Source organism: Streptomyces sp. CBMA29 (assembly GCF_014596445.1).
Lineage (GTDB): Bacteria > Actinomycetota > Actinomycetes > Streptomycetales > Streptomycetaceae > Actinacidiphila.
Genome location: NZ_MECL01000124.1, coordinates 11,347 through 32,148, shown reverse-complemented (window position 1 = coordinate 32,148; position 20,802 = coordinate 11,347). Strand labels below are relative to the sequence as shown.

General features: G+C 70.1%; 22 protein-coding genes. 8 read left to right on the top strand and 14 right to left on the bottom strand.

Going from position 1 to position 20,802, the window contains the following annotated elements; translation table 11 throughout:
• Positions 1 to 122: 122 nt before the first annotated feature.
• Entirely contained in the window at positions 123 to 1,949 is a 1,827-nt protein-coding gene (locus BGM09_RS17355; protein WP_188282513.1) for an NHL domain-containing thioredoxin family protein, read from the bottom strand.
• Between the two features lie 39 nt (positions 1,950 to 1,988).
• On the opposite strand from BGM09_RS17355, the gene BGM09_RS17350 reads away from it, so the two are divergent.
• Positions 1,989 to 2,483 (top strand): LURP-one-related/scramblase family protein, encoded by a 495-nt coding sequence (locus BGM09_RS17350; RefSeq protein ID WP_188282512.1) that lies wholly within the window; start codon positions 1,989 to 1,991, stop codon positions 2,481 to 2,483.
• A gap of 176 nt (positions 2,484 to 2,659) precedes the next feature.
• On the opposite strand, the gene BGM09_RS17345 is transcribed toward BGM09_RS17350, so the two are convergent.
• Complete coding sequence (locus BGM09_RS17345) at positions 2,660 to 3,463, bottom strand: carbon-nitrogen family hydrolase (RefSeq protein ID WP_188282511.1); 804 nt, start codon at positions 3,461 to 3,463, stop codon at positions 2,660 to 2,662.
• 133 nt (positions 3,464 to 3,596) lie between these two features.
• Here BGM09_RS17345 and BGM09_RS17340 point away from each other — a divergent pair, with 133 nt between their 5' ends.
• Positions 3,597 to 4,421, top strand: coding sequence for a maleylpyruvate isomerase family mycothiol-dependent enzyme (locus tag BGM09_RS17340; protein WP_188282510.1), 825 nt, complete (start codon positions 3,597 to 3,599; stop codon positions 4,419 to 4,421).
• 267 nt (positions 4,422 to 4,688) lie between these two features.
• On the opposite strand, the gene BGM09_RS17335 is transcribed toward BGM09_RS17340, so the two are convergent.
• Together BGM09_RS17335 and BGM09_RS17330 are read right to left on the bottom strand one after the other, a co-directional pair.
• Positions 4,689 to 6,023 (bottom strand): MFS transporter, encoded by a 1,335-nt coding sequence (locus BGM09_RS17335; protein ID WP_188282509.1) that lies wholly within the window; start codon positions 6,021 to 6,023, stop codon positions 4,689 to 4,691.
• On the bottom strand, positions 6,020 to 6,700 hold the full coding sequence (locus BGM09_RS17330) for a GntR family transcriptional regulator (protein WP_188282508.1): 681 nt from the start codon (positions 6,698 to 6,700) through the stop codon (positions 6,020 to 6,022). The genes BGM09_RS17335 and BGM09_RS17330 overlap by 4 nt, the downstream gene beginning before the upstream one ends.
• Before the next feature lie 111 nt (positions 6,701 to 6,811).
• On the opposite strand from BGM09_RS17330, the gene BGM09_RS17325 reads away from it, so the two are divergent.
• Both BGM09_RS17325 and BGM09_RS17320 read left to right on the top strand, forming a co-directional pair.
• Complete coding sequence (locus BGM09_RS17325; RefSeq protein ID WP_188282507.1) at positions 6,812 to 7,468, top strand: class I SAM-dependent methyltransferase; 657 nt, start codon at positions 6,812 to 6,814, stop codon at positions 7,466 to 7,468.
• Positions 7,469 to 7,661: 193 nt separating this feature from the next.
• The gene (locus BGM09_RS17320) at positions 7,662 to 9,011 is read left to right on the top strand and encodes a Fic family protein (RefSeq protein WP_188282506.1); all 1,350 of its coding nucleotides are present in this window, start codon (positions 7,662 to 7,664) and stop codon (positions 9,009 to 9,011) included.
• 244 nt (positions 9,012 to 9,255) lie between these two features.
• Here the strand turns inward: BGM09_RS17320 and BGM09_RS17315 are convergent, their stop codons facing one another.
• Both BGM09_RS17315 and BGM09_RS17310 read right to left on the bottom strand, forming a co-directional pair.
• Positions 9,256 to 9,789: a hypothetical protein gene (locus BGM09_RS17315; RefSeq protein WP_188282505.1), complete on the bottom strand. Its 534-nt coding sequence runs from the start codon at positions 9,787 to 9,789 to the stop codon at positions 9,256 to 9,258.
• 53 nt (positions 9,790 to 9,842) lie between these two features.
• Positions 9,843 to 10,583, bottom strand: coding sequence for an MHYT domain-containing protein (locus BGM09_RS17310; RefSeq protein ID WP_317452745.1), 741 nt, complete (start codon positions 10,581 to 10,583; stop codon positions 9,843 to 9,845).
• A 709-nt stretch (positions 10,584 to 11,292) separates the two neighbouring features.
• On the opposite strand from BGM09_RS17310, the gene BGM09_RS17305 reads away from it, so the two are divergent.
• Together BGM09_RS17305 and BGM09_RS17300 are read left to right on the top strand one after the other, a co-directional pair.
• A complete protein-coding gene (locus BGM09_RS17305) occupies positions 11,293 to 11,535 on the top strand; it encodes a hypothetical protein (RefSeq protein WP_188282503.1) in 243 nt (80 codons plus the stop codon).
• Between the two features lie 2 nt (positions 11,536 to 11,537).
• Positions 11,538 to 11,756, top strand: coding sequence for a Clp protease N-terminal domain-containing protein (locus BGM09_RS17300; protein WP_188282502.1), 219 nt, complete (start codon positions 11,538 to 11,540; stop codon positions 11,754 to 11,756).
• A 309-nt stretch (positions 11,757 to 12,065) separates the two neighbouring features.
• Here the strand turns inward: BGM09_RS17300 and BGM09_RS17295 are convergent, their stop codons facing one another.
• A complete protein-coding gene (locus BGM09_RS17295; RefSeq protein WP_188282501.1) occupies positions 12,066 to 12,257 on the bottom strand; it encodes a DUF397 domain-containing protein in 192 nt (63 codons plus the stop codon).
• A complete protein-coding gene (locus BGM09_RS17290) occupies positions 12,254 to 13,132 on the bottom strand; it encodes a helix-turn-helix domain-containing protein (protein ID WP_188282500.1) in 879 nt (292 codons plus the stop codon). Before BGM09_RS17290 ends, BGM09_RS17295 begins: the two co-directional genes overlap by 4 nt.
• A 214-nt stretch (positions 13,133 to 13,346) precedes the next feature.
• Between BGM09_RS17290 and BGM09_RS17285 the strand changes: the two genes are divergently transcribed.
• Positions 13,347 to 13,784, top strand: a complete 438-nt coding sequence (locus tag BGM09_RS17285) for an ATP-binding protein (RefSeq protein ID WP_411158324.1) — start codon at positions 13,347 to 13,349, stop codon at positions 13,782 to 13,784.
• A gap of 51 nt (positions 13,785 to 13,835) precedes the next feature.
• Positions 13,836 to 14,591 (top strand): 2-phosphosulfolactate phosphatase, encoded by a 756-nt coding sequence (locus BGM09_RS17280; RefSeq protein WP_188282598.1) that lies wholly within the window; start codon positions 13,836 to 13,838, stop codon positions 14,589 to 14,591.
• A 6-nt stretch (positions 14,592 to 14,597) separates the two neighbouring features.
• Here the strand turns inward: BGM09_RS17280 and BGM09_RS17275 are convergent, their stop codons facing one another.
• From BGM09_RS17275 to pdhA, 6 genes are all read right to left on the bottom strand, one after another.
• Complete coding sequence (locus BGM09_RS17275; RefSeq protein WP_188282498.1) at positions 14,598 to 15,206, bottom strand: DUF4276 family protein; 609 nt, start codon at positions 15,204 to 15,206, stop codon at positions 14,598 to 14,600.
• Positions 15,203 to 16,363: an AAA family ATPase gene (locus BGM09_RS17270; RefSeq protein WP_188282497.1), complete on the bottom strand. Its 1,161-nt coding sequence runs from the start codon at positions 16,361 to 16,363 to the stop codon at positions 15,203 to 15,205. The genes BGM09_RS17275 and BGM09_RS17270 overlap by 4 nt, the downstream gene beginning before the upstream one ends.
• 96 nt (positions 16,364 to 16,459) lie before the next feature.
• Positions 16,460 to 16,654 carry a hypothetical protein gene (locus BGM09_RS17265; protein ID WP_188282496.1) on the bottom strand — a complete coding sequence of 65 codons (195 nt, stop codon included), beginning with the start codon at positions 16,652 to 16,654 and terminating at the stop codon, positions 16,460 to 16,462.
• A 99-nt stretch (positions 16,655 to 16,753) separates the two neighbouring features.
• Complete coding sequence (locus BGM09_RS17260) at positions 16,754 to 18,160, bottom strand: dihydrolipoamide acetyltransferase family protein (protein WP_411158323.1); 1,407 nt, start codon at positions 18,158 to 18,160, stop codon at positions 16,754 to 16,756.
• A gap of 10 nt (positions 18,161 to 18,170) precedes the next feature.
• Positions 18,171 to 19,145 (bottom strand): alpha-ketoacid dehydrogenase subunit beta, encoded by a 975-nt coding sequence (locus tag BGM09_RS17255; RefSeq protein ID WP_188282495.1) that lies wholly within the window; start codon positions 19,143 to 19,145, stop codon positions 18,171 to 18,173.
• Position 19,146: 1 nt separating this feature from the next.
• Positions 19,147 to 20,409, bottom strand: coding sequence for a pyruvate dehydrogenase (acetyl-transferring) E1 component subunit alpha (pdhA, locus tag BGM09_RS17250; RefSeq protein WP_188282494.1), 1,263 nt, complete (start codon positions 20,407 to 20,409; stop codon positions 19,147 to 19,149).
• Positions 20,410 to 20,802 lie beyond the last annotated feature (393 nt).

The following is a 20,802-nucleotide window of genomic DNA, read 5'->3' as shown; positions in this document are numbered from 1 at the left end:
CCCCAGGTGAAGCTCCGCCCCCCGGCGGATCACGATCAATGGCCGGAGCATACTCACCACCCGGCCGCGCCCGTACAGCGCCCGTACGGGCTAGGCGTCCAGGCCCGCCGCGCCCGTACGCCCTAGGCGTCCAGGCCCGCCAGGACCAGCGCCAGCCGGGAGTCGCCGTCGGTGCCGACGCGGACCGGGACGCCCCAGTCCTGCTGGTGCACATGACAGGCGGGGTAGGGGTTGGCCGGGTCGTCGTCGCAGGACGCGGCCATCGCGGAGACGTGCAGGACGCCTTCGGTGACGGACGGGGCGAGGACCAGGTCGCGGAAGAGGTCGGTGCCCTTGCCCGCGCCCTCCGCGAGGAGTTCCGGCGGGGTGGCGCTGACCAGCAGCCGCGTCGAGGGCCCGTACCGCTCGTCGAGCTTCTGCCCCTCGGGCGCGGTGAACACCACGTCGAGCCGGAAGGCACCGGCCGCCACGTCGGTCGCGTCCCGCTGCGTACGGTGGGCGACGGCCTCCACGCGGACGGCCTCCTCCGGCAGGTGCATCCGGGTCAGCCGGTGCCCGGCGGACTCCACCACCACGATGTCGCCGTCCACGACCACCGCGTCCGAGGGCTCGCGCAGGTCGGTCGCGAGCGTGGTGACCTCGCCGGTCGCCGGGTCGTAGCGGCGCAGCGCGTTGTTGTACGTGTCGCTGACCGCGACCGAGCCGTCCGGCAGCGCGGTGACGCCCAGCGGGTGCTGGAGCAGCGCCTGCCCGGCGGGGCCGTCGCGGTGGCCGAAGTCGAACAGGCCGGTGCCGACGGCCGTACGGATGATGTAGCCGCCCGCCGCGTCCTCGCCGCGCTCGACCCAGCGCAGCGCCGAGGTCTCGGAGTCGGCGATCCACAGCCTGGACCCGGCCGCCGCGAGCCCCGAGGGCTGGGCGAACCACGCCTGCGCCGCGTGCCCGTCGACCAGCCCTTCGTTGGTCGTGCCCGCCGCGACCCGTACGGTCTCCGTCTCCGGGTCGTACGTCCACAGCTGGTGCACGCCCGCCATCGCGATCCACACCCGGCCGTCGAACCAGGCCACGTCCCACGGCGACGACAGGTCCACCTCGCGGGCCGGACCGGACGTCGGGGAGCCCTGCCACCACTGCTTTCCGGTGCCCGCGACCGTCGTCACGTGTCCGGTCCCCAGGTCGACGCGGCGCAGCGCGTGGTTGACGGTGTCGGCGACGATCACGCTGTTGTCGGGCAGCAGCGTCAGGCCCTGCGGCTCGCTGAAGCGGGCCGTCTCCGCGTTGCCGTCGGCCAGCCCGCGCGTGCCGGTGCCGATCCGCCGCACCACGCTCTCGGCGTCCGCCGCCAGCTCCACCAGGGCGTGCCGGGTCGAGTCCGACACCAGGAAGTGCCCGGAGCCCGGCAGCGCGAGCGCCTTGCCGGGGAAGCGGAGGTCGGTCGCGACCGGCTCCGGCGGTACGTACGGGCCGTCGCCCCTGCGCAGGGTGCCCTTGGCCGCGTGCTCCTTCTCCAGCGCCGTCACGAGCTGCTCCAGCGCGTGCGCGTGCCCCTCGCCCGCGTGCTGCGCGACCACGTACCCCTCGGGGTCGATCACCACCAGCGTCGGCCAGGCCCGTACGGCGTACTGCTTCCACGTCGACAGCCGCGGGTCGTCCAGCACCGGGTGGTGCACGCCGTACCGCTCCACCGCGTCCACGACCGCCTGGTGCTCGGTCTCGTGCACGAATTTCGGCGAGTGCACGCCGACGATCACCACGGTGTCCCTGTGCCGCTCCTCCAGGGCGCGCAGCTCGTCCAGGACATGCAGACAGTTCACACAGCAGAACGTCCAGAAATCCAGAATGACGATGCTGCCCCGCAGGTCAGCGAGGGTCGGATGCTTGTCGCCGGTGTTCAGCCAGCCGCCCTCGCCGGTCAGCTCGGGCGCCCGGACACGTGCGCGTGCAGTCATATCCCCATCCAACAGCATCCGCCGGGGTAGGCATTCCCTATGAAATACGTGGTGCGAGAGAAGATGTTCGCCATCGGCGACGACTACTGGATCGAGGACGAGCACGGCCGCAGGGCCTTCTACGTCGACGGGAAGGTCCTCCGGATCCGCGACACCCTCGAACTCCAGGACCCGGACGGCAACGAGGTCGCCGTCATCCGCAAGAAGCTGGTGTCCCTGCGGGACACCATGACCATCGAGCGCGACGGTGACGTCCTCGTCACCGTCCGCAAGAAGCGCCTCCACCTGCTGCGCGACGTCTTCCGCGCCGAGCTCGCCTCCGGCGAGGAACTCGAAGTGCGCGGCGACATCATCGACAAGGAGTTCGACATCGAGTACGAGGGGGAGCGCCTCGCGCGCATCTCCCGCAAGTGGTTCACCCTCCGTGACGCCTACGCCATCGACATCGAGCGCGAGGACGCCGATGCCGCGATGCTGATCGCGGTGGCGGTGTGTGTCGACCGCATGGTCGACAAGGAGCACGACGACGATTAGCCCTGCGCAGGGCGGCGACCCGGTCTTCTAAGGGGCGCCGCCCCTGTGCCCGCGGCTCGCGCAGGTCACCACCGGTCCCGGAGGGGCAGTTCGGTGGTTTCCCGACCACCGGGCCGGTGGGGGGCGGGCCGCGCAGTTCCCCGCGCCCCTGAAAAGATCGGCGAACCGCCGACCGGTTAGTGGGGCTTCGGGGTGGGGACCCCGAGGACGCGGTCGCGCAGGACGGGGAAATCGGCGCGGGTGACGTCGACGCGAAAGACGTCGATCTCGGCGGAGAGCGCCTGCTCGGCGGGCCCGGCCTCGGCGACGATCTCCCCCCAGGGATCGACGATCATGCTGTGCCCGGCCTGCTCCACCCCGGCGTGGGTGCCGGCGGTCCCGCAGGCGAGGACGTACGACTGGGACTCGACGGCGCGGGCACGCACCAGCAGGCGCCAGTGGGCGAGCCGCCGCGCGGGCCAGCCCGCCGGAACGACCAGCGTCTGCGCCCCGGCGTCGAGCAGGAGCCGGAACTGCTCGGGGAAGCGCAGGTCGTAGCAGGTGGCGAGGCCGAGGACGGTGCCGGGGACGCGGGCGGTGACGATGTCGTGCCCGGAGGACATGAGGACGGCCTCGCCCTGGTCGAAGCCGAAGCGGTGGATCTTGCGGTAGACGGCCGTGAGATCGCCGTCGGGGGAGAAGAGCAGCGAGGTGTTGAACAGCTCACCTCCGACGGCGTCGCGTTCGACGATCGACCCGGCGTGCAGCCACACCCCGGCGTCGCGCGCCGCCGCGCCCATCGCCTCGGCGGTCGGCCCGCCGTCCGCCGTTTCGGCCTCGGCCGCGAAGTCCTCCGCGGCGAAGGCGCCGACCGGCCACAGTTCGGGCAGCACGACAAGATCCGCGCCCGCGTGGTCACGTACCATCGCGGCCACACGGTCGCGTCGCGAGGCGACCGGTTCCCTCTGGTCCACGTCGATCTGAAGAAGCGTTGCGCGCACTCGGACACCGCCCATACGTTGGGTCGTCAAGCCGGGCCTACCATCGTCACTCGAAAGCACTGCGTGGGCGCCCGCGCGCAGCGTAACTTAGGCGCCAACCGCCACGACCGCGCACCGACCGTCGAGGGGTCCCGTGACCGTCCACAGCAAGCTCCAGCCGTATATCGACGCCTGGACCCACTCCATAGAATCCGTCAACGAACTGGTGACGCCGCTGCCCGACGGCGCGTGGAACCGCCACACCGAGTGCCCGTACTGGTCGGTGCGCGATGTCGTGTCCCACATCATCGGCTTCGAGTGCGAGCTGCTGGGCGACCCGCGCCCCATCCACACCCTTCCCAGCGACCTCCGGCACATCACCAGCGAGACGGCCCGCTACACGGAGGTCCCGGTCGACATCCGCCGCCACCACACGGCGCCGGAGATGACGTCGGAGCTGGAGTACACGATCATCCGCCGCTCGCGGCAGCTCAGGAACGAGTCGCGGCAGCCCGACGCCGAGGTCCGCGCGATCGGCGGCGGCGAGGTCACCCTGGAGGAACAGCTCTGGGGCCGCGTCTTCGACGTGTGGGTGCACGAGCAGGATCTGCGCCGGGCCCTCGACGCCCCCGGCAACCTCGCCTCCCCCGCGGCCGTACTGGCCCGTGACTACGTCCTGCGCTCGCTGCCGAAGGTGGTCGCCGAGGACGCGGGCGCCAAGCCGGGCTCCGCGGTCGTCTTCGACGTGCACGGCCCGCTGGAGTTCATGCGGACCGTACGGGTGAACGCCGAGGGCCACGGCAGCATCGACTCGGCCGTCTCGCTCGGTCCGGCCGTCACCTTCGTCGTGGACTGGGAGACGTTCCTGCGGCTGCTCACCGGCCGCGCGCGTCCGGCGGCGCTCGTCGACCAGCTCAAGATCGAGGGCGACCGGCAACTGGCGGACGCGATCCTGTCGCACATCGCGGTCACGAAGTAACGCGTAGCGCCTCGGGCGCCGTTCGGGGAGTGCGGGGCGCCGCCCCGCGAGCGGAGCCGAGGCCGCGGTGGCGGCGGATGCGGAGCCGCCGACGGGCGAAGCCCGGTCCCGGCGGTCCGAAGCCCGGTCCCGGCAGATCGGCGGACCGAGGGACGGCGGGGCAGACCGACCGGGGGACCGCGAGACGGCGGGGCAGACCGCCGCTGGGGCGGCCGGGGTCGCTGGGGGCCGGCCGCGAACCGTCGTTCAACCGCGGCCCGGAGGGCCTTACTCCGAGGTGACCGCCGCCGGCAGGCGGTGCACACTCTCGACGCGGCTCACCGCGATCCGCTCCCGCTCCAGCCGTTGCGCACGGCGGCGGAGCCGGAGGATCTGGGCGGTGCCGACCGCCTGGAGTACGAAGACGCTGCTCCAGGCGATCCGGTAGTTGTCGCCGGTCGCGTCGAGGAGCAGGCCGACGGCCAGCAGGGTGAGGACGGAGGCGGTGAAACCGCCGATGTTGACGATCCCGGAGGCGGTGCCGAAGCGCTCGGGCGGGTTGGCGGGACGGGCGAAGTCGAAGCCGATCATCGAGGCCGGGCCGCAGGCGCCGAGGACGACGCACAGGGCGATCAGCAGCCACATCGGGTCGTGGCCGTGGCCGCCGCCCCAGGCGAGGGTGGTGGCCCAGGCGGCGGCGGTGGCCGCGATCACGCCGAGGGTGAGCGGCATGCGGGCGCCGTGGTGACGGGAGATGAGCTGCCCGAAGACCATGCCGAAGAACATGTTGGCGACGACGACGAGCGTGAGCAGCCCGCCCGCCGTGCCGCGCGAGAGCCCCTGGTCCTCGACCAGATAGGGCAGCCCCCACAGCAGCAGGAACACCATCCCCGAGAACTGGGTGGTGAAGTGCGTCCACATGCCGAGCCGGGTGCCGGGTTCCGACCAGGCGGCGGCGATCTGGCGGCGTACGTACGTCAGGCCCGCGTGTTCGACGGGCGCGGGTTCGTACCCCTCCGGGTGGTCCTTGAGGAAGAGGGCGACCAGGACGAGGACGAGCGCGCCGACCAGGGCGGTGCCGAGGAAGGTCGGGGTCCAGCCCGCCGAGTGCAGGACGCGGGAGAGGACGACGGTCGAGACGAGGTTGCCCGCGACGCCGAACAGGGCGGCGCCCTGGGCGATCATCGGACCGCGTCTGGCGGGGAACCAGCGCGAGCCGAGCCGCAGCACGCTCACGAAGGTCATGGCGTCGCCGCAGCCCAGCACGGCGCGGGCGCCCAGCGCCATGCCGTACGAGTGGGACAGCGCGAACGCCCCCTGCCCGAGGGTGAACAGCACGGCGCCGAGCAGCAGGACCTTCTTCGTGCCGAGCCGGTCCACCATCAGGCCGACCGGTATCTGCATGCCCGCGTAGACCAGCACCTGGAGGATCGAGAAGCTGGAGAGCGCGGAGGCGCCGATGTGGAAGCGGTCGGCGGCGTCGATGCCCGCGACGCCGAGGCTGGTGCGGTGGACGACGGCGACGAGGTAGACGGAGGTGCCGACGCCCCAGACGAGGGCGGCGCGCCGTCCGCCGGGCGGGTCGCCCGGCAGAACCTTCTCCGTGGCCGGGCTCCGGCTCACGACTCGCCCCTGGCGAGCACCTTCACCCACGAGACGTGCCGGTCCACGATGTCGGCGGCCGTGCCGGCCGCGCCGTCCCTGAGCGCGTCCAGGATCTCCGTGTGCTCCGCGATGTTCTTCGCCACCCGGCTCGGCTCGGCGTGCATGGTGGCCACCCCCATCCGCAACTGACGGTCCCTGAGCTGGTCGTAGAGGTGCGTGAGGATACGGTTGCCCGCCGCGCGGACGATCTCCGCGTGGAAGCAGCGGTCCGCGACGGCGAAGGCCGCCAGGTCCCCGGTCTCCGCGTGCCCGCGCTGCTCGGCCAGGGACTCCTCCAGCCGCGCGATGAGCCGCGGCGGCACCGCCCCGACCACCTTCGCCACGGCGTGCTGCTCCACCAGCAGCCGGGTCTCCACCACGTCGGTGATCTCCTGCGCCGACACCGGCAGCACGAGCGCGCCCTTCTTCGGGTAGAGCTTGATCAGCCCCTCCGCCTCCAGCCGCAGCAGCGCCTCGCGCACCGGCGTGCGCGAGACCCCCACCGCGTCGGCGAGATCCCCTTCGGTGAGCAGCGTCCCGCCCTCGTAACTCCGGTCCAGAACACCGGACTTGACATGCAGATAGACCCGCTCGGCGGCGGGCGGCGCCTTGGCGGCGGGGCCGGGCGCGGCGACGGTGAGAGTGCTGGCATCCATGATGCACGCATCATAGATACAACAGCTTCGCGGACGGTACGGGCGTCCGGGATGTGGACGTGCCAGGAGCCCGTTCCGCGGGCGCGGGCCGCGGGACTACCGTGTCGGAGCATGACTGCGGACGGCTGGCTGGCGGACACCCGAACCTCGTACGACACGGTCGCGGTGAGCTACGCCGACTTCGTACGGGAGGCGCTGGACGGCGCACCGGCCCTGCGTACGGCGCTCAGCCTGTTCGCCGCCGAGGTCACCGGCGCCGGGGGCGGCCCCGTGGCGGACGTGGGCTGCGGCCCCGGCCACGTCACCGCCCACCTGCACGGCCTGGGCGTCGACGCCTTCGGTATCGACCTCTCCCCGGGCATGGTCGACGTGGCCCGCTCCGACCACCCCGGACTCCGGTTCGAGGTCGGCTCGATGACCGCCCTCGACCTCGCCGACGCGTCACTCGCCGGCCTGGTCGCCTTCTGGTCGCTGATCCACATCCCCGACGACGAGGTCCCGGCCGTCCTCTCCGGCTTCCGCCGCGTCCTGCGCCCCGGCGCCCCACTGCTGACCGGCTTCCACACCGGCTCCGTCTCCCGCCTCAAGACGGAGGGCTACGGCGGCCACCCCATGAAGGTCCACGTCCACAAACGCCCGCCCGCCCGGATGACCGCCTGGCTCCGCGAGGCCGGTTTCACGATCGAGACCGAGACCCTGATCTCCCCCGACTCCCCCACCCCCGGCGCCCTCCTCCTCGCCCGCCCCCAACCGGCCCCGGGGCCATGAGGCCCCCCACCTCCCTGCGCCCGGCACCAAAAGACCAGCTCACAGGTACTGATCTACTAGTCTGGGAGAAAAAAGTAGATCAGTGGTAGTTGAGCCAGGCACCCTGGAGCGAGTACTACTAGTCTGGGAGAAAGAAGTAGATCGGTGGTAGCTGAGCTGGCCGCGGATCGACCGAGGAAGGGCTGGCTCCAGCATGCGGCGACCCATGCCACCCCCTGAGCAGGACGCTCTCATGAGGTCAGTGCTCGAGAATGCGACTCCGGAGAAGCTGGCTCGCATCTTCGTGAATCCGGGCGCGGGCCCGCAGGACCCGTATCTTCCCTGGGACAAGATCCGGTTCAAGACGCCGCCGCCCGGCATCACCCATGAGGAGTGGTGGGCGGGTATCAGATTCACCCGCCACCAGATGAAGCGCCTCCTCCCGCTTGAGGACATCAGCGGCCGGCCCTTCAGCTTCGCCCTGCCGGACAGAGTCCTCAAAGCGCTGGAACAGATCACCCGGGACTCCAGCGGAAAAATCAAGATCAGCGAAGAGGTGACGAATCCGGGGACGCGCGACCGCTACCTCGTCCACTCACTGATCGAGGAAGCGATCAACTCCAGTCAGCTCGAAGGTGCCTCCACCACGCGCCTCGTGGCAAAAGAGATGCTGCGCTCCGGGCGTCCGCCACGGTCGCGTGACGAGCGGATGATCGTCAACAACTACGGAGCCATGCGCCTGATCGGCGAGCTTCGCGACGAGCGCCTCAGCCCCGAGCTGATCTGTGAGATCCATCGGATCGTCACCGAAGGCACCCTCGACAACCCCGACGCCGCGGGCCGCTTCCAACGACCCGACGAGGAGCGGGTTTCCGTGCACACCGACGACGGCGAACTGCTGCACACGCCACCTCCGGCAGACACCCTTCCCGAACGTGTCTCTCGGCTGTGCGACTTCGCGAACGGCACGCTCGATGCGGGGAGTTACATCCCACCCGTGCTCCGGGCGATCACAGTCCACTTCATGATGGGCTACGACCATCCCTTCGAGGACGGCAACGGCCGTACCGCACGAGCGCTCTTCTACTGGTCGATGCTCAACCAGGGTTACTGGCTGACCGAGTTCGTCGCCATTTCGCAGATCCTCAAGAACGCCCCGGTCCCGTACGCCCTCAGCTACCTGTACACCGAGGACGACGAGAACGACCTGACGTACTTCTATCTCCACCAGCTCGATGTCCTTCAGCGGTCGATCGACAACCTGCACACCTATCTGGCGGACAAGGCCCGCGAAGTCCAGACCCTTCAGACGAAGATCTCCCGGAGCGACACCGGGTTCAATCACCGGCAGATCGCACTGCTCCAATATGCGATGAAGAACCCGGCGGCGGCCGTCACCGCCCATTCGCACATGACCAGTCACAACGTCGCCTACGAGACGGCCCGTCAGGATCTGATGGGGCTGGAGAAGTCCGGGCTGTTCGTCAAACGGCGCTCGGGCAAGGCGTACGTGTGGACGCCCGTGGCGGATTTCCGGACGAGGATCCACGCCTTGGGCGCCTGAGCCGACCGGCCACAGGTTCAGGCGGGGGCGCGGGTCCAGGCGGCGAGCGCTCACAGCCGCCGCGCGCGCAGCACACAGGTCAGCGGGGGCAGGACGAACTCGCCCGCGTAGTCCGGCCGGTGGTCGGCATAGGCGTCGGCCGCGGTGCCGAACGAGGAGCTGAGACGTACGTGGTCGTTCCGCTCGTCGGGGTCCGTACGGGCAACGTAGCTGCGCCGAGGCCGTGTTGGGGAACGGGCTCGGATCAGGCGGGAGTTGGGCCGAGAGGGTGGGCCGCGAAGCCCGCTCGGGTGGCCAGGGCGGTCAGTTCGGCCGCGCGCGAGGCGGGCAGGCAGACGACGGGGTAGCAGTCGGACTCGATGTCCAGGACGGCGAGGGCCTTGCCGTACTCGTGGTAGCGCCGACCGCAGGCGGCCAGGAACTCGTGGGTCTGGAGGCCGAGTTCGTCGGCCGGGACGTCGGGAAGGTCGTCCCAGGGGTCGATGACCGGCCGCGAGTCCAGGCGGCGCAGGCGCGCCTGGATCTCGTCCGGGGCTTCCTTCCAGTCGAATTCGGCGAGCAGCCGGCGGGCCTCCAGCGCGTCGACCAGGGCTATCCAGGGCAGGTGCGGGAACGGCTCGTCGATGCCGCGCTCGTCGAGGCGGTCGGCGTACGTCCTGACGTACCCGTCGGGGTCGTCCACAGCCAGGCGTACGTCGGCGGCCACCGCCGGGTGGCCGGGGGCCAGGAGAGCGGCGACGGCTTCGAGGGCGGTGCGGACCGTATCGGTACTGGGCATGGGAAATCCCTACCAGTCGGCTCGGACAGTCCCGCCCCGGGCGAGGGCGCGCTTCAGGACGGCCAGTCGCCGTGGGTCGTCGCGGGCTGGGGCGGGGCCTGGCGGACGGGAGCCGGATTCTCGGCGGCCAGTTCCTCGGTCGGGTTCATCAGGACCGCGAAGGTGACCACGAAGATGATCAGGCTCAGACCCGCGATGAGGGGCAGGACGAAGGCGGAGGCCGCGACGCCCGTGGTCGGGTCGGTGTGGTCGGTGATGGTGGAGCTGACCGCCGCCATGCCCGTGTAGTGCATGCCGCTGATCGCGAAGGCCATGACGAGCGCGGCCGCGGTGATGAAGAGCGGGCCGCGCGCGCGGAGCGTCGCCCACAGCGCCGCCGTGGCGGCCACGATGGCGATGACGACCGACAGCGCGACGGTGCCGGTGTCGTAGTTCAGGGTGCCGGGCATGATGATCGCCGCCATGCCGAGGTAGTGCATCCCCGCCACGCCGATCCCGGCGAGCAGGCCGCCCGCCAGCAGCGACGGCCACGACGAGTCCCGGCCCGCCACGTAGATCCCGACGCCGACGACCACGACCGCGAGCACCCAGCTCAGTACGGTCAGCGTCACGTCGTAGTGCAGCGACACACCCTGCACGTCGTAGCCGAGCATCGCGACGAAGTGCATGCCCCAGATTCCGGTGCCCAGCGCGACGGCTCCCGACCCGAGCCAGTTCTTGCCCCGGCCGAATCCCACGAGGTGCAGCCGGGACGAGCAGGCCAGGCCGAGCGCGGAGCCGACAAAGGCGATCACGTAAGCGAACGTCGGATAAAGGGAGTTGGACCAGAGTGGTTCGTGGTGTTGCATTTGAGCGGCCCTCTCAGGATTTCCTGCCTGCTGAGTGAAGTGACGACAGCGCAGGCCGAAGAGGCACGCGCGCACAGGTGTACGACCTTGTATCACCTATACGGCCATTCGGCGATATTGATCTTCGAAATTGGTACACAGTGGGGGCGCGTGTGACGCGATACCACTCGTGCGCAATTCGAGGCACCCGCGGGGTCACGTCGCCGAGGCAAGTTTTCGCCCCTTCCGGCCAAGATCGACTTTCCCCCGCCGGGAGCAGCGGCCACCGCGCCCACGCCGGTCCTGACCAGCCCGACCCCTGCTCCCCCGGCCGGTCGCCTCACCCAACTCGCCTGGTTTGCAGGCCACTTCAGCCCGCCCACGCCTGTCCGGTTCCCAACGGTCGCCGTCCGTACGCCCGTCCCGAACAGCCGATTTCCCCCACCCGGGGTCACCCGCATGATTCCCGTCCCGCCCCGAGATATTTTCCGGCATATTCGATTCGCCATATCCCTTACGTCATATGCCCGTTCGGTATCACCGGCTGGGTTTCTCCGCACGGATGAAGACGAACTCGCTTCTGCGCCGGCCGGACGCGCCGCTCTTACGGTCGCGGTCGTCGATGGCTTGTCAGGGTTCCTTGACATCCTCGTCGTGTCAGGGCAACCTGACACGCATGGGAGCTGAGGACACACCGGCCTCGCTGGCCGGACAGGTCACCAACAAGGACCCCGCCGTGGGGCTGCAAGCCGTCGTCGCGCTGCGCCGTCTGCTGGAAGAGCTTGAGCGGGTTCACGTCGACAACGCACGTGACCAGGGCTGGGCGTGGCAGAACATCGCCACGTCGCTGAACGTCAGCAGGCAGTCGGTGCACGAGAAGCACGCGAGCAGGCGCAAAGCCATGGGCAAGGAGGAGTAGAGGTGTTCGAGTTCTTCACCGACCGCGCCAGGAGCGCCGTGGTGCTGTCCCAGGACGAGGCGATCGCCCTCGGACATGACTTCATCGGTACGGAGCACATCCTGCTCGGCCTGCTCTCAGCGGGAGAAGGCCGCGGCCTCGACGTGCTGGCCGCCCTGGGGGTGGCCCCCGTCGCCCTGCGCGAGGCGGTACTCGCCCGGGTGGCCCGGGAAGCCTCTTAGTCTTAGCAACGGGCGGGCCGTCCCCCGGTCGGGCGGACCGTCCCCCGGTCGGTGGGGCCCTGGCGGGTTCGTCTCGCGCCCTGCGGGCGCACTGCGGCTGGCTGCGGTGGGGAGGGGGGCGGGTAGGGGCGGGGCGGGCGGGCTCGGGCCGGGGGTGGTCGCGGTGACGTGCGGCCTTGACGGGGCCGGTGCCGTACGGGTGACGGTTTGTACGCCGACCGCTGACACCGTGGGGCGCGCACGCCGAGGTGGTTCTGTGGTGCGGGCGCCGTGACCGGCGGCTGCCGGTCAGTGTTGGGTCAGTGCTGGTCAGCCGGTGAAGTCGCCTGCGGCGAGGGCCCGTTGGAAGGACGTCCACTCGGCGGGCGTGAAGGTGAGGGTGGGCCCCTCGGGGTTCTTGGAGTCGCGTATCGCTACGGTTCCGGGGACATTGGTGGCGACCTCGACGCATTCGCCTCCCGATGAGCTGTAGCTCGACTTCGTGAATTCGAACAACGTCACTCGTGCAACCCCTTGCCAATGTCATCGATCAGCCGCGAGGACCCGTACGGAGACAGGCTGAGCCGAGCCGTTGCGGCGAAGAACGACGCGTAGACAGCGCCCTGCGCCGAGTCCTCCACCCACTGCGTGGAAGCAATCGTATCTGTGTGCACTACGTCCATCGCTGCACTGTCCAGAAACGACAGGATGCTGAACGGACCGGAGATGCTGGGGTGCCCACCCGCCCGGAACGGAAGCACTTGGATGTGGACGTTCGGAAGCTTGGCCAGGTCGTAGATGTGCGACAACTGCTCGCGCATCACCTCGGCGCCGCCGACGAGTTGACGCAGGGCCCCCTCCCAAATCACGGCGTGCACGCTCAGCGGATTCTCGCCCTGCAAGCGAGCCTGGCGCTTCAGCCTGACCGCGACGAGGCGTTCGATGGCGTCCGGGTCCTCCCAGATGCCGCCGCTGACGGCGAGGGCCCGCACGTAGTCGGGTGTCTGGAACAGGCCGGGGATCAGGGACAGTTGCCATGTCCGGACGCGAACGGCGATGTCCTCCATCGCGATGTACTCGCTGAGGTTGCCCGCATCCGGCTTCCACCAGCCCTTCGCCCTGCGGCGCTCCCGGTCCAGTCGGGCGATTTGCAGCAGGCCAGCTATGACGGTCTCGTCCTCGACACCGTAGAGATGGCACAGCGCGCGGATGTCCGGGTCGCGCATCGGGACGAGTCCGCGTTCCATCTTCGCGACCTTGGGGACCGAGGCGGTCAGGGCCTCGGCCGCGTGGGACTGCTTGAGTCCGCAGGTCTCGCGCATGCGGAGGAGGTCGCCGCCGAGCTTGCGGCCCAGGACGGTGGAGATCGAAGTACCCCGGTTCGCACGGTCGTTCATAGTGCACAGTCTGTGGTGCCGCCCCGGAGAGGCACAACTCAATTCGAGTAGAATTTTCTGCTCATTCGTGTTGCTGCACAACCGACTTACCCTCTACCGTCGGTGACGACCCGCTCGCACAGCGGCGCCGCACGGCGGAAGTGCACCGTCACGTCATGCCCACCGCAGGTGGGGCGCGGGGGCAACGCCACTGCCGGGGGCCGCGCGCGGGCTGATGCGCGAGGCTGGGAGGTCGGCCGGGATGGGCGACGCGGAGACGACGTATGACACATGCCTGTACGCACCGACGGCGCGGAGTGTGAGCAGGGCGCGGGTGCGGACCGCCGAGGTGGTGCAGAAGTGGGGGCACCCCGAAGTGGCCCAGGACGCCGGGCTGTTGGTGAGCGAGCTGGCGACCAACGCGGTGCGGTACGGGCGGGTGGCCGGGCGGCTGTTCCGGGTCGAGGTGCGGCTGGCCGGGGGTGCGCTGCGGGTGGGCGTCACCGACGCGCGCGGCGAGCGGCGACCCCAGGTGCCCGAGGCCGTGGGCGACGACGACGAGTCCGGCCGCGGCTTACTGATCGTCGCAGCCGTCGCCGCCCGCTGGGGCGTACTGCCGCTGGACGTGGGCAAAACGGTCTGGGCCGAACTGGACCTGAAGACGCTCGGGTGAGCCGCGGTAATCCCCGGGCGGCTGGGCCGAGCAGGCGCGAGCATGAGCGGCATGGACTGTGACTTCGTGGGGATCGACGGGCTGGGCGGGACGCCGGCCGTGGCGGTGGTGGTGGACGTCATGCGGGCGTTCACCGTCGCCGCTTGGGCGCTCGGGCGCGGGGCGGAGAAGGTCGTGCTGGCCGGGTCGTTGGACGAGGCGCTGGCGCACAAGGCCCGGCATCCGGACTGGGTGGCGGTCAAGGACGGTGCACCCGCGCCGGGGTTCGACACCGTCAACTCACCGGGCCTGATGCGGACGCTCGACCTGGAGGGACGGACCGTCGTGCAGAAGACCACGGCGGGGACGGTCGGCGCCCTCGCGGTGAAGGACGCGCCGCTGGTGCTGTGCGCGGCGTTCGTGGTGGCGGAGGCGACGGCCGACCACCTGCGGGCGCACGCGGGCGACAGCGTCACCTTCGTGGTCACCGGCGAGGTCGGGCGGGCCGACGAAGACCTGGCGTGCGCTCAGTACATCGCCGGGAGGGCCGCCGGGGCCGGGACGGACGCCGCCGAGTTCCTGCGCCGCGCCGCCACGTCGCGCGCCGCCGCCGAACTGGCCGATGGGGTGCGCCAAGGAGTGCACCCCGACGACATCGCGCTCTGCCTCGAACTCGACCGGTTCCCCTTCGCCATGGTGGCGGCAGTGGAGGGCCCGCTCATGGTCCTGCGGGCTTCAAGGGCGGATGGTGCTGACCAGGGACGCGGTGGAGTTCATGGTGGACTGGATCGTGGGGGCGAGGCTGGTGGAGGAGAGGCAGAAGCCTAGCTGGACCTATGAGGGCGCGCGGGTCAGGAGCCGGTGCACGTCGCGGCAGAACTTGTCGAACGACGGAGCGCCCGTGCGGGCCGCATCGAGGTCGAAGAGCTGGGCGAAGGACGGTTGGTGGGCCGTCTCCTGGTATGAACTGCCGCGCGGCATCCGCTTCGTGAGCCACTCCTTGGCCCCGCGGATCGTCTCGGGCTGCGGAGGCGGCTGAAGGTCGGCCGGTAGTCCCGCGTGACCCGCGAGACCGGTGGCACCGGCCAGAAACCACGCCTCGAACTCGCGCACCGCGGCAACCGCCAGCAACGGTACGTGCGCGTGGGTCGCCTGCGCCTGGTCCTTGATTCGCTGGGCCAACTCGACGGCGCAGTCGTCGTCCGCGTCGAGCAGCACCAGGATGCCGGTCGGCCGGGGCACGCGGGCGGTGACGATGGAGAGCGCCTTGTTCAGATGCTCGGGCTTGAGTATCCGGTCGCGCGGGACGCGGTGGGGGCGTTGGATCTCCGCGTACGCCCCGGACTGGAGGTGCGGGACCAGCCGGTGGAGGAGGCCGAGGAGTGCTTTCTCCTCGCCGTGACCCTCGACGATCGACGCGATCACCGGGTGGGGGTTGGTCACCGCTCGGGCCTCATCTCGCCGCTGCGCAGCAGCTCCGGGAGGGTCAGCACGCCGTCCGCGACAAGTTGCCGACCCGCGCTGTCGATCGGGCCGATGACCGTACCGCTGCCGTCGTTCCGGGCGACCAGCACGTGCGCCGGGTCGGCGGCGGCGTTGTCCAGCAGGTCGGCGCTCTGAGTGGTCACCATGACCTGGGTGTTGCGGGAAGCGGCGACCAGGGCGTCGTAGAGGGCGCCCACCATGGGCGGGTGCAAGGAGATTTCCGGTTCTTCGATGGCGATGAGCGGGAATGTTCCGTTGAGGGCCCGCGGCTGGAAGAGGGCGGCGAGGACGCCGGTGAGGCGGAGGGTTCCCTCCGACAGCGAACGGCGGTCGACCTTGCGTACGTCGCCCACTTCGTTGCGGAAGCGGCCGACGACGAAGCCGAGGTCCCCTTCCGGCACGTCGATCCCGTCCACGCCGACGGCGTTGTCGATCATCGTGCGGAGGTAGCCATCGATGACTTCCTTAACCCACGGGAGTCTTTGGTCCAACGTCCACAGCACTCTTGGCAGACGCTCCCCGCTCTCCCCGAGGTTCGAACTACCCCTGCGCTTCGGCGTGTCATCGACGGCCCTGAGTACTGGGGTGATCAGTTCGTAGAACCGGGTCATGTCCAGGCTGTTGTACAGCGCGATGGTGTCGGGCCGTTCCCTGGCGACGAACGGAAGAACGAGGTCAGTTGGCGAACGGTTTTGATTCGGGGTCCGGTATACGCCCCCGTCGCGTTCGGCGTTGGTGAATTCCTCGACGCGCACGACCGGCTGGCGGCCCCCGGCCGGGTCAGTACCGATTTCCAGTACGTAGCGGCAGTCCTCGAAGACGGGCTCCGACCCGGACCCGCCGTGTACCAGGACGCGTGTGTCCAAGCTGATCCGGAAGGACTCCGCCTGCCGATCAGGGCCCGACCGGTGCAGGACTTCGTCCAGACCCCCACGCGACTCCAGCGCCCGTTCCGGCGAGGTATGAACGGCGTCCCGCACGAAGCGGACGGCGTCCAGGAAGTTCGACTTCCCCGACGCGTTCGGGCCCGCGAGGACCGTCAGCGGACCCAGCCGAACGTCGCAGGACGCGATGGAGCGGTAGTTCTCGATCCGCACCCGCGTGATGAACGTCATGGCCTCGCGCCTCGGTCGCTCAACGAATTACCCGTCCTCGGTTCGGCGCGGGCCGGTGGTGCCGCGTTGCTGGCCAGCGTACCGAGACCCGCCCCGTTAGGGGCGGATGGTGCTGACCAGGGACGCGGTGGAGTTCATCGTGGACTGGATCGTGGGGGCGAGGCTGGTGGAGGAGAGGCAGAAGCCGAGGAGGACGCAGAGGACGGCGTGGCTGGGCTTGAGGGATTTGTTGCGCATCATCAGGGCGGCGAGGACGAGGAGCAGCAGGACGACGGAGACGGAGACGGCCATGGGGTGATGGCAGCACAAAAGGGGACGAATGGGTGGGATGCACGCGCGAAGGAGGGCCCGGACGTTTGTGCGTCCGGGCCCTCCGTGCGGGTGACGGTGTCAGCCCCAGGTGAGCAGCCGCTTGGGCTGTTCGAGGATGGCGGCCACGTCGGCCAGCACGCGGGAGCCGAGTTCGCCGTCGACCAGGCGGTGGTCGAAGGAGAGGGCGAGCGTGGTGACCTGACGCGCCTTCACCTTGCCCTTGTGGACCCAGGGCTGGAGCTTGACCGCGCCGAAGGCGAGAATCGCCGACTCGCCCGGGTTGAGGATGGGCGTGCCGGTGTCCACGCCGAAGACACCGACGTTGGTGATGGTCACCGTGCCGCCCTGCATCGCGGCGGGCGAGGTCTTGCCGTCACGGGCGGTGGCGACCAACTCGCCGAGGGCGGACGCCAGTTCGGGGAGCGTCTTGTCGTGCGCGTCCTTGATGTTGGGGACGATCAGACCGCGCGGGGTGGCGGCGGCGATCCCCAGGTTGACGTACGACTTGTGGACGATCTCCTGCGCGGCCTCGTCCCACGCGGCGTTCGCCTCGGGGTGCCGCTTGAGGGCGACGAGCAGGGCCTTCGCGACCAGCAGCAGCGGGCCGACCCGGACGCCCGTGAAGGCGCGGTCCTCTTTCAGCTCCTGGACCAGCCTCATCGTCCGCGTGATGTCGAACGTCACGAATTCCGTGACGTGCGGCGCGGTGAACGCGCTGGTGACCATCGCCTGGGCGGTGGCCTTGCGGACGCCCTTGATCGGGATACGCGTCTCCCGGGCACCGGCGGTCGCGGAGAAGGGTTCGGGCGCGGCAGCCACCGGCGGCAGCGGCGCCGGCGGGGCCGCCGCCGCGCGGATGTCCTCGCGGGTCACCACGCCGTTCGGCCCGGTCGGCACCACGGTCGCCAGGTCGATGCCCAGTTCCTTGGCCAGCTTCCGTACCGGCGGCTTGGCCAGCGGCCGGTCCGCCGCCGCCGCACGGTCGTGCCCGTTCAGCTCGGCGGCCTGGGAAGGTACAGGAGCCGGTACGGAAGAAGCCTTGCGCGGACGCCGCGTCGTGGCCGACGGCGCGACGCCGTATCCGACGAGCACCGCCTGCCGCTTGGGCTCTTCAGGCGGGGCCGCCGCAGGGGCGGCGGGAGCCTCCACGGCGGGCGGCTCCGGAGCCGTGGCCCCGGCCTCCCCTCCGGAGGAGGAGCCCCCGGCGTCCACCACGATGATCGGCGTACCGACATCCACCGTCGTGCCCTCGCCGAAGCGGATCTCGCTGACCACCCCGTCGTACGGAATGGGCAGCTCGACGGCGGCCTTCGCCGTCTCCACCTCGCAGATGACCTGCCCGTCGGTGACGGTGTCACCGACGGCCACGTACCACTTGAGGATCTCCGCCTCGGTCAGGCCCTCGCCGACATCCGGCATGCGGAATTCGCGGAAGCGCTGTGCCTGCGGCCCCCGCGACTGCGCCTGTGCGGTCATGGTCGTCACAACCCTCTCCTCAGAACGCCAGCGCGCGGTCGACGGCGTCGAGTACGCGGTCCAGGCCGGGCAGGTACTCCTCCTCCAGGCGGGCCGGCGGGTACGGGGCGTGGAAGCCGCCCACCCGCAGTACCGGGGCCTCGAGGTGGTAGAAGCAGCGCTCGGTGATCCGGGCCGCGATCTCCGCGCCCGTGCCGTAGAAGACCGGGGCCTCGTGCACGACGACCAGGCGGCGGGTCTTCTCCACGGACGTCTGGAGAGTGTCGAAGTCGAGGGGCGAGAGCGAGCGCAGGTCCACGACCTCCAGGCTACGGCCCTCATTCGAGGCAGCCGCGGCGGCCTCGAGACAGACCTTCACCATCGGACCGTACGCGGCGAGCGTGAGGTCGGTGCCCTCCTGGGCCACGACCGCCTTGTGCGGGGAGCCGGGCACGGCCGAGGTGTCGACCTCGCCCTTGTCCCAGTAGCGCCGTTTCGGCTCGAAGAAGATCACCGGGTCGTCGCACTCGATGGCCTGCTGGAGCATCCAGTACGCGTCGGAGGGGTTCGAAGGCGTGATCACCTTCAGGCCCGGGACGTGCGCGAACAGCACCTCGGGCGACTCGCTGTGGTGCTCGACCGCGCCGATGCCGCCCGCGTACGGGATACGGATGACGACCGGCAGCTTGATCTTGCCGAGCGCGCGGGCGTGCATCTTCGCGAGCTGCGTGACGATCTGGTCGTAGGCCGGGAAGACGAAGCCGTCGAACTGGATCTCGACCACCGGGCGGTAGCCGCGCAGCGCGAGGCCGATGGCGGTGCCGACGATGCCGGACTCGGCGAGCGGGGTGTCGATGACGCGCCCCTCCCCGAAGTCCTTCTGGAGGCCGTCGGTGATCCGGAAGACGCCGCCGAGCTTGCCGACGTCCTCACCCATGACGAGGACCTTCGGGTCGTTGTCGAGCGCTGTGCGCAGCGACTCGTTCAGGGCCTTGGCGATGGACATCTGGGTCATGTCAGCGTCCCTCTCCGGAAGCGGCGCCCTCGGACTCGGACTCGGACTCGAACTCGAACTCGGACTCCGACTCCGACTCGGACTCGGACTCGAACGAGGCCAGGTACTCGGCGAACTGCGCGCGCTCCTCGTCGACGAGCGCGTGCCCGTCGGCGTAGACGTGTTCGAAGATCGCCATGGTGTCCGGGTTCTCCATCGTGCGTACGCCGTCGCGCACCCGCTTGGCGAGTACGTCGCTCTCCTGCTCGATCGAGGCGTAGTACGCCTCGTCGGCCAGGCCCTGCTTGTCCAGATACGTCTTCAGCCGCAGGATCGGGTCCTTCGACTCCCACTGCTCGCGCTCCTCGTCGGCGCGGTAGCGGGTCGGGTCGTCGGTCGTGGTGTGGGCGCCCATCCGGTATGTGAACGCCTCGACCAGCATCGGGCCCTGGCCGCTGCGCGCGTGCTCCAGGGCCGCACGGGTGACGGCGAGCACCGCGAGGACGTCGTTGCCGTCGACGCGGACGCCGGGGAAGCCGTATCCGGCGGCGCGCTGGTAGATCGGCACGCGGGACTGCTTCTCGGTCGGCTCGGAGATCGCCCACTGGTTGTTCTGGCAGAAGAAGACGACCGGCGCGTTGTAGACGGCGGCGAAGGTGAACGCCTCCGCCACGTCGCCCTGGCTGGAGGCGCCGTCGCCGAAGTACGCGATGACGGCCGAATCCGCGCCGTCCTTGGCCACGCCCATGGCGTAGCCGGTGGCGTGCAGCGTCTGCGAGCCGATGACGATCGTGTAGAGGTGGAAGTTGTTCTCGTTGGGGTCCCAGCCGCCGTGGTTCACACCACGGAACATGCCGAGCAGGTTGAGCGGGTCCACGTCACGGGTCCAGGCCACACCGTGCTCGCGGTAGGTCGGGAAGACGTAGTCGTCCGGGCGGGTGGCCCGCCCCGAACCGATCTGCGCGGCCTCCTGGCCGAGCAGTGAGGCCCACAGGCCCAGCTCGCCCTGGCGTTGCAGGGTGATCGCCTCGGCGTCGAAACGGCGGGTCAGCACCATGTCGCGGTACAGGCCACGCAGCTCTTCCGGCGTCAGGTCGATGGAGTATTCGCCGTGCTCGACGCGCTCGCCCTCGGGCGTCAGCAACTGTACGAGTTCGGGCTCGGTGCCACGGCGCTTGGCGCCTGCTGCGCGGGCGGTCCGCCCCCTGGCCTTCGCGGGAGCGGCGGTGCTACGCCCCCCGCTCCTGGCGGGGGTGGCCCCAGCGGCAGTGCTCTTCACGCTCACGTTCGCTCCTCCGTCTGTCCGGCCCCCGGGATCCGCCGGGCAGCCAGTGTGCGGCTCACCTGGTACGACGCGGCGCACGGGGTGTGTGCGGCATGGCCGAGCCAGGCGTGACAGTGCCCCGGCTAAGTGGCCTGCAACAGAGACGTTACCTATAACCCACGCAATCGCGCGAAGCCGTCCGACCTGCGGTTTTGCTTGGAGTTCCTAGTAAATACGCGTTACCGCAGGCCACCGGGACAACCGCACCGTATCCCGGATACGGAAAGTGCGTAAGAGGCGGAGGCTTCGTCCGTAAGAGGCGGGAGCCGTCGTCCGTAAGAGGCGGAGCCCTCGCCCGTAAGAGGCGGGGAGCTCCCGGCGGTGCGAGGCTGGGCAGGTGCCTGTAGAAGGAAC

Excerpts from the sequence above, each read along its gene's own strand:
- BGM09_RS17355 (WP_188282513.1), bottom strand. The coding sequence starts at position 1,949 with ATGACTGCACGCGCACGTGTCCGGGCGCCCGAGCTGACCGGCGAGGGC.
- BGM09_RS17350 (WP_188282512.1), top strand. The coding sequence starts at position 1,989 with ATGAAATACGTGGTGCGAGAGAAGATGTTCGCCATCGGCGACGACTAC.
- BGM09_RS17330 (WP_188282508.1), bottom strand. The coding sequence starts at position 6,700 with ATGGATGCCAGCACTCTCACCGTCGCCGCGCCCGGCCCCGCCGCCAAG.
- BGM09_RS17325 (WP_188282507.1), top strand. The coding sequence starts at position 6,812 with ATGACTGCGGACGGCTGGCTGGCGGACACCCGAACCTCGTACGACACG.
- BGM09_RS17320 (WP_188282506.1), top strand. The coding sequence starts at position 7,662 with ATGCGGCGACCCATGCCACCCCCTGAGCAGGACGCTCTCATGAGGTCA.
- BGM09_RS17315 (WP_188282505.1), bottom strand. The coding sequence starts at position 9,789 with ATGCCCAGTACCGATACGGTCCGCACCGCCCTCGAAGCCGTCGCCGCT.
- BGM09_RS17305 (WP_188282503.1), top strand. The coding sequence starts at position 11,293 with ATGGGAGCTGAGGACACACCGGCCTCGCTGGCCGGACAGGTCACCAAC.
- BGM09_RS17290 (WP_188282500.1), bottom strand. The coding sequence starts at position 13,132 with ATGAACGACCGTGCGAACCGGGGTACTTCGATCTCCACCGTCCTGGGC.
- BGM09_RS17285 (WP_411158324.1), top strand. The coding sequence starts at position 13,347 with ATGCGCGAGGCTGGGAGGTCGGCCGGGATGGGCGACGCGGAGACGACG.
- BGM09_RS17280 (WP_188282598.1), top strand. The coding sequence starts at position 13,836 with ATGGACTGTGACTTCGTGGGGATCGACGGGCTGGGCGGGACGCCGGCC.
- BGM09_RS17270 (WP_188282497.1), bottom strand. The coding sequence starts at position 16,363 with ATGACGTTCATCACGCGGGTGCGGATCGAGAACTACCGCTCCATCGCG.
- BGM09_RS17265 (WP_188282496.1), bottom strand. The coding sequence starts at position 16,654 with ATGGCCGTCTCCGTCTCCGTCGTCCTGCTGCTCCTCGTCCTCGCCGCC.
- BGM09_RS17255 (WP_188282495.1), bottom strand. The coding sequence starts at position 19,145 with ATGACCCAGATGTCCATCGCCAAGGCCCTGAACGAGTCGCTGCGCACA.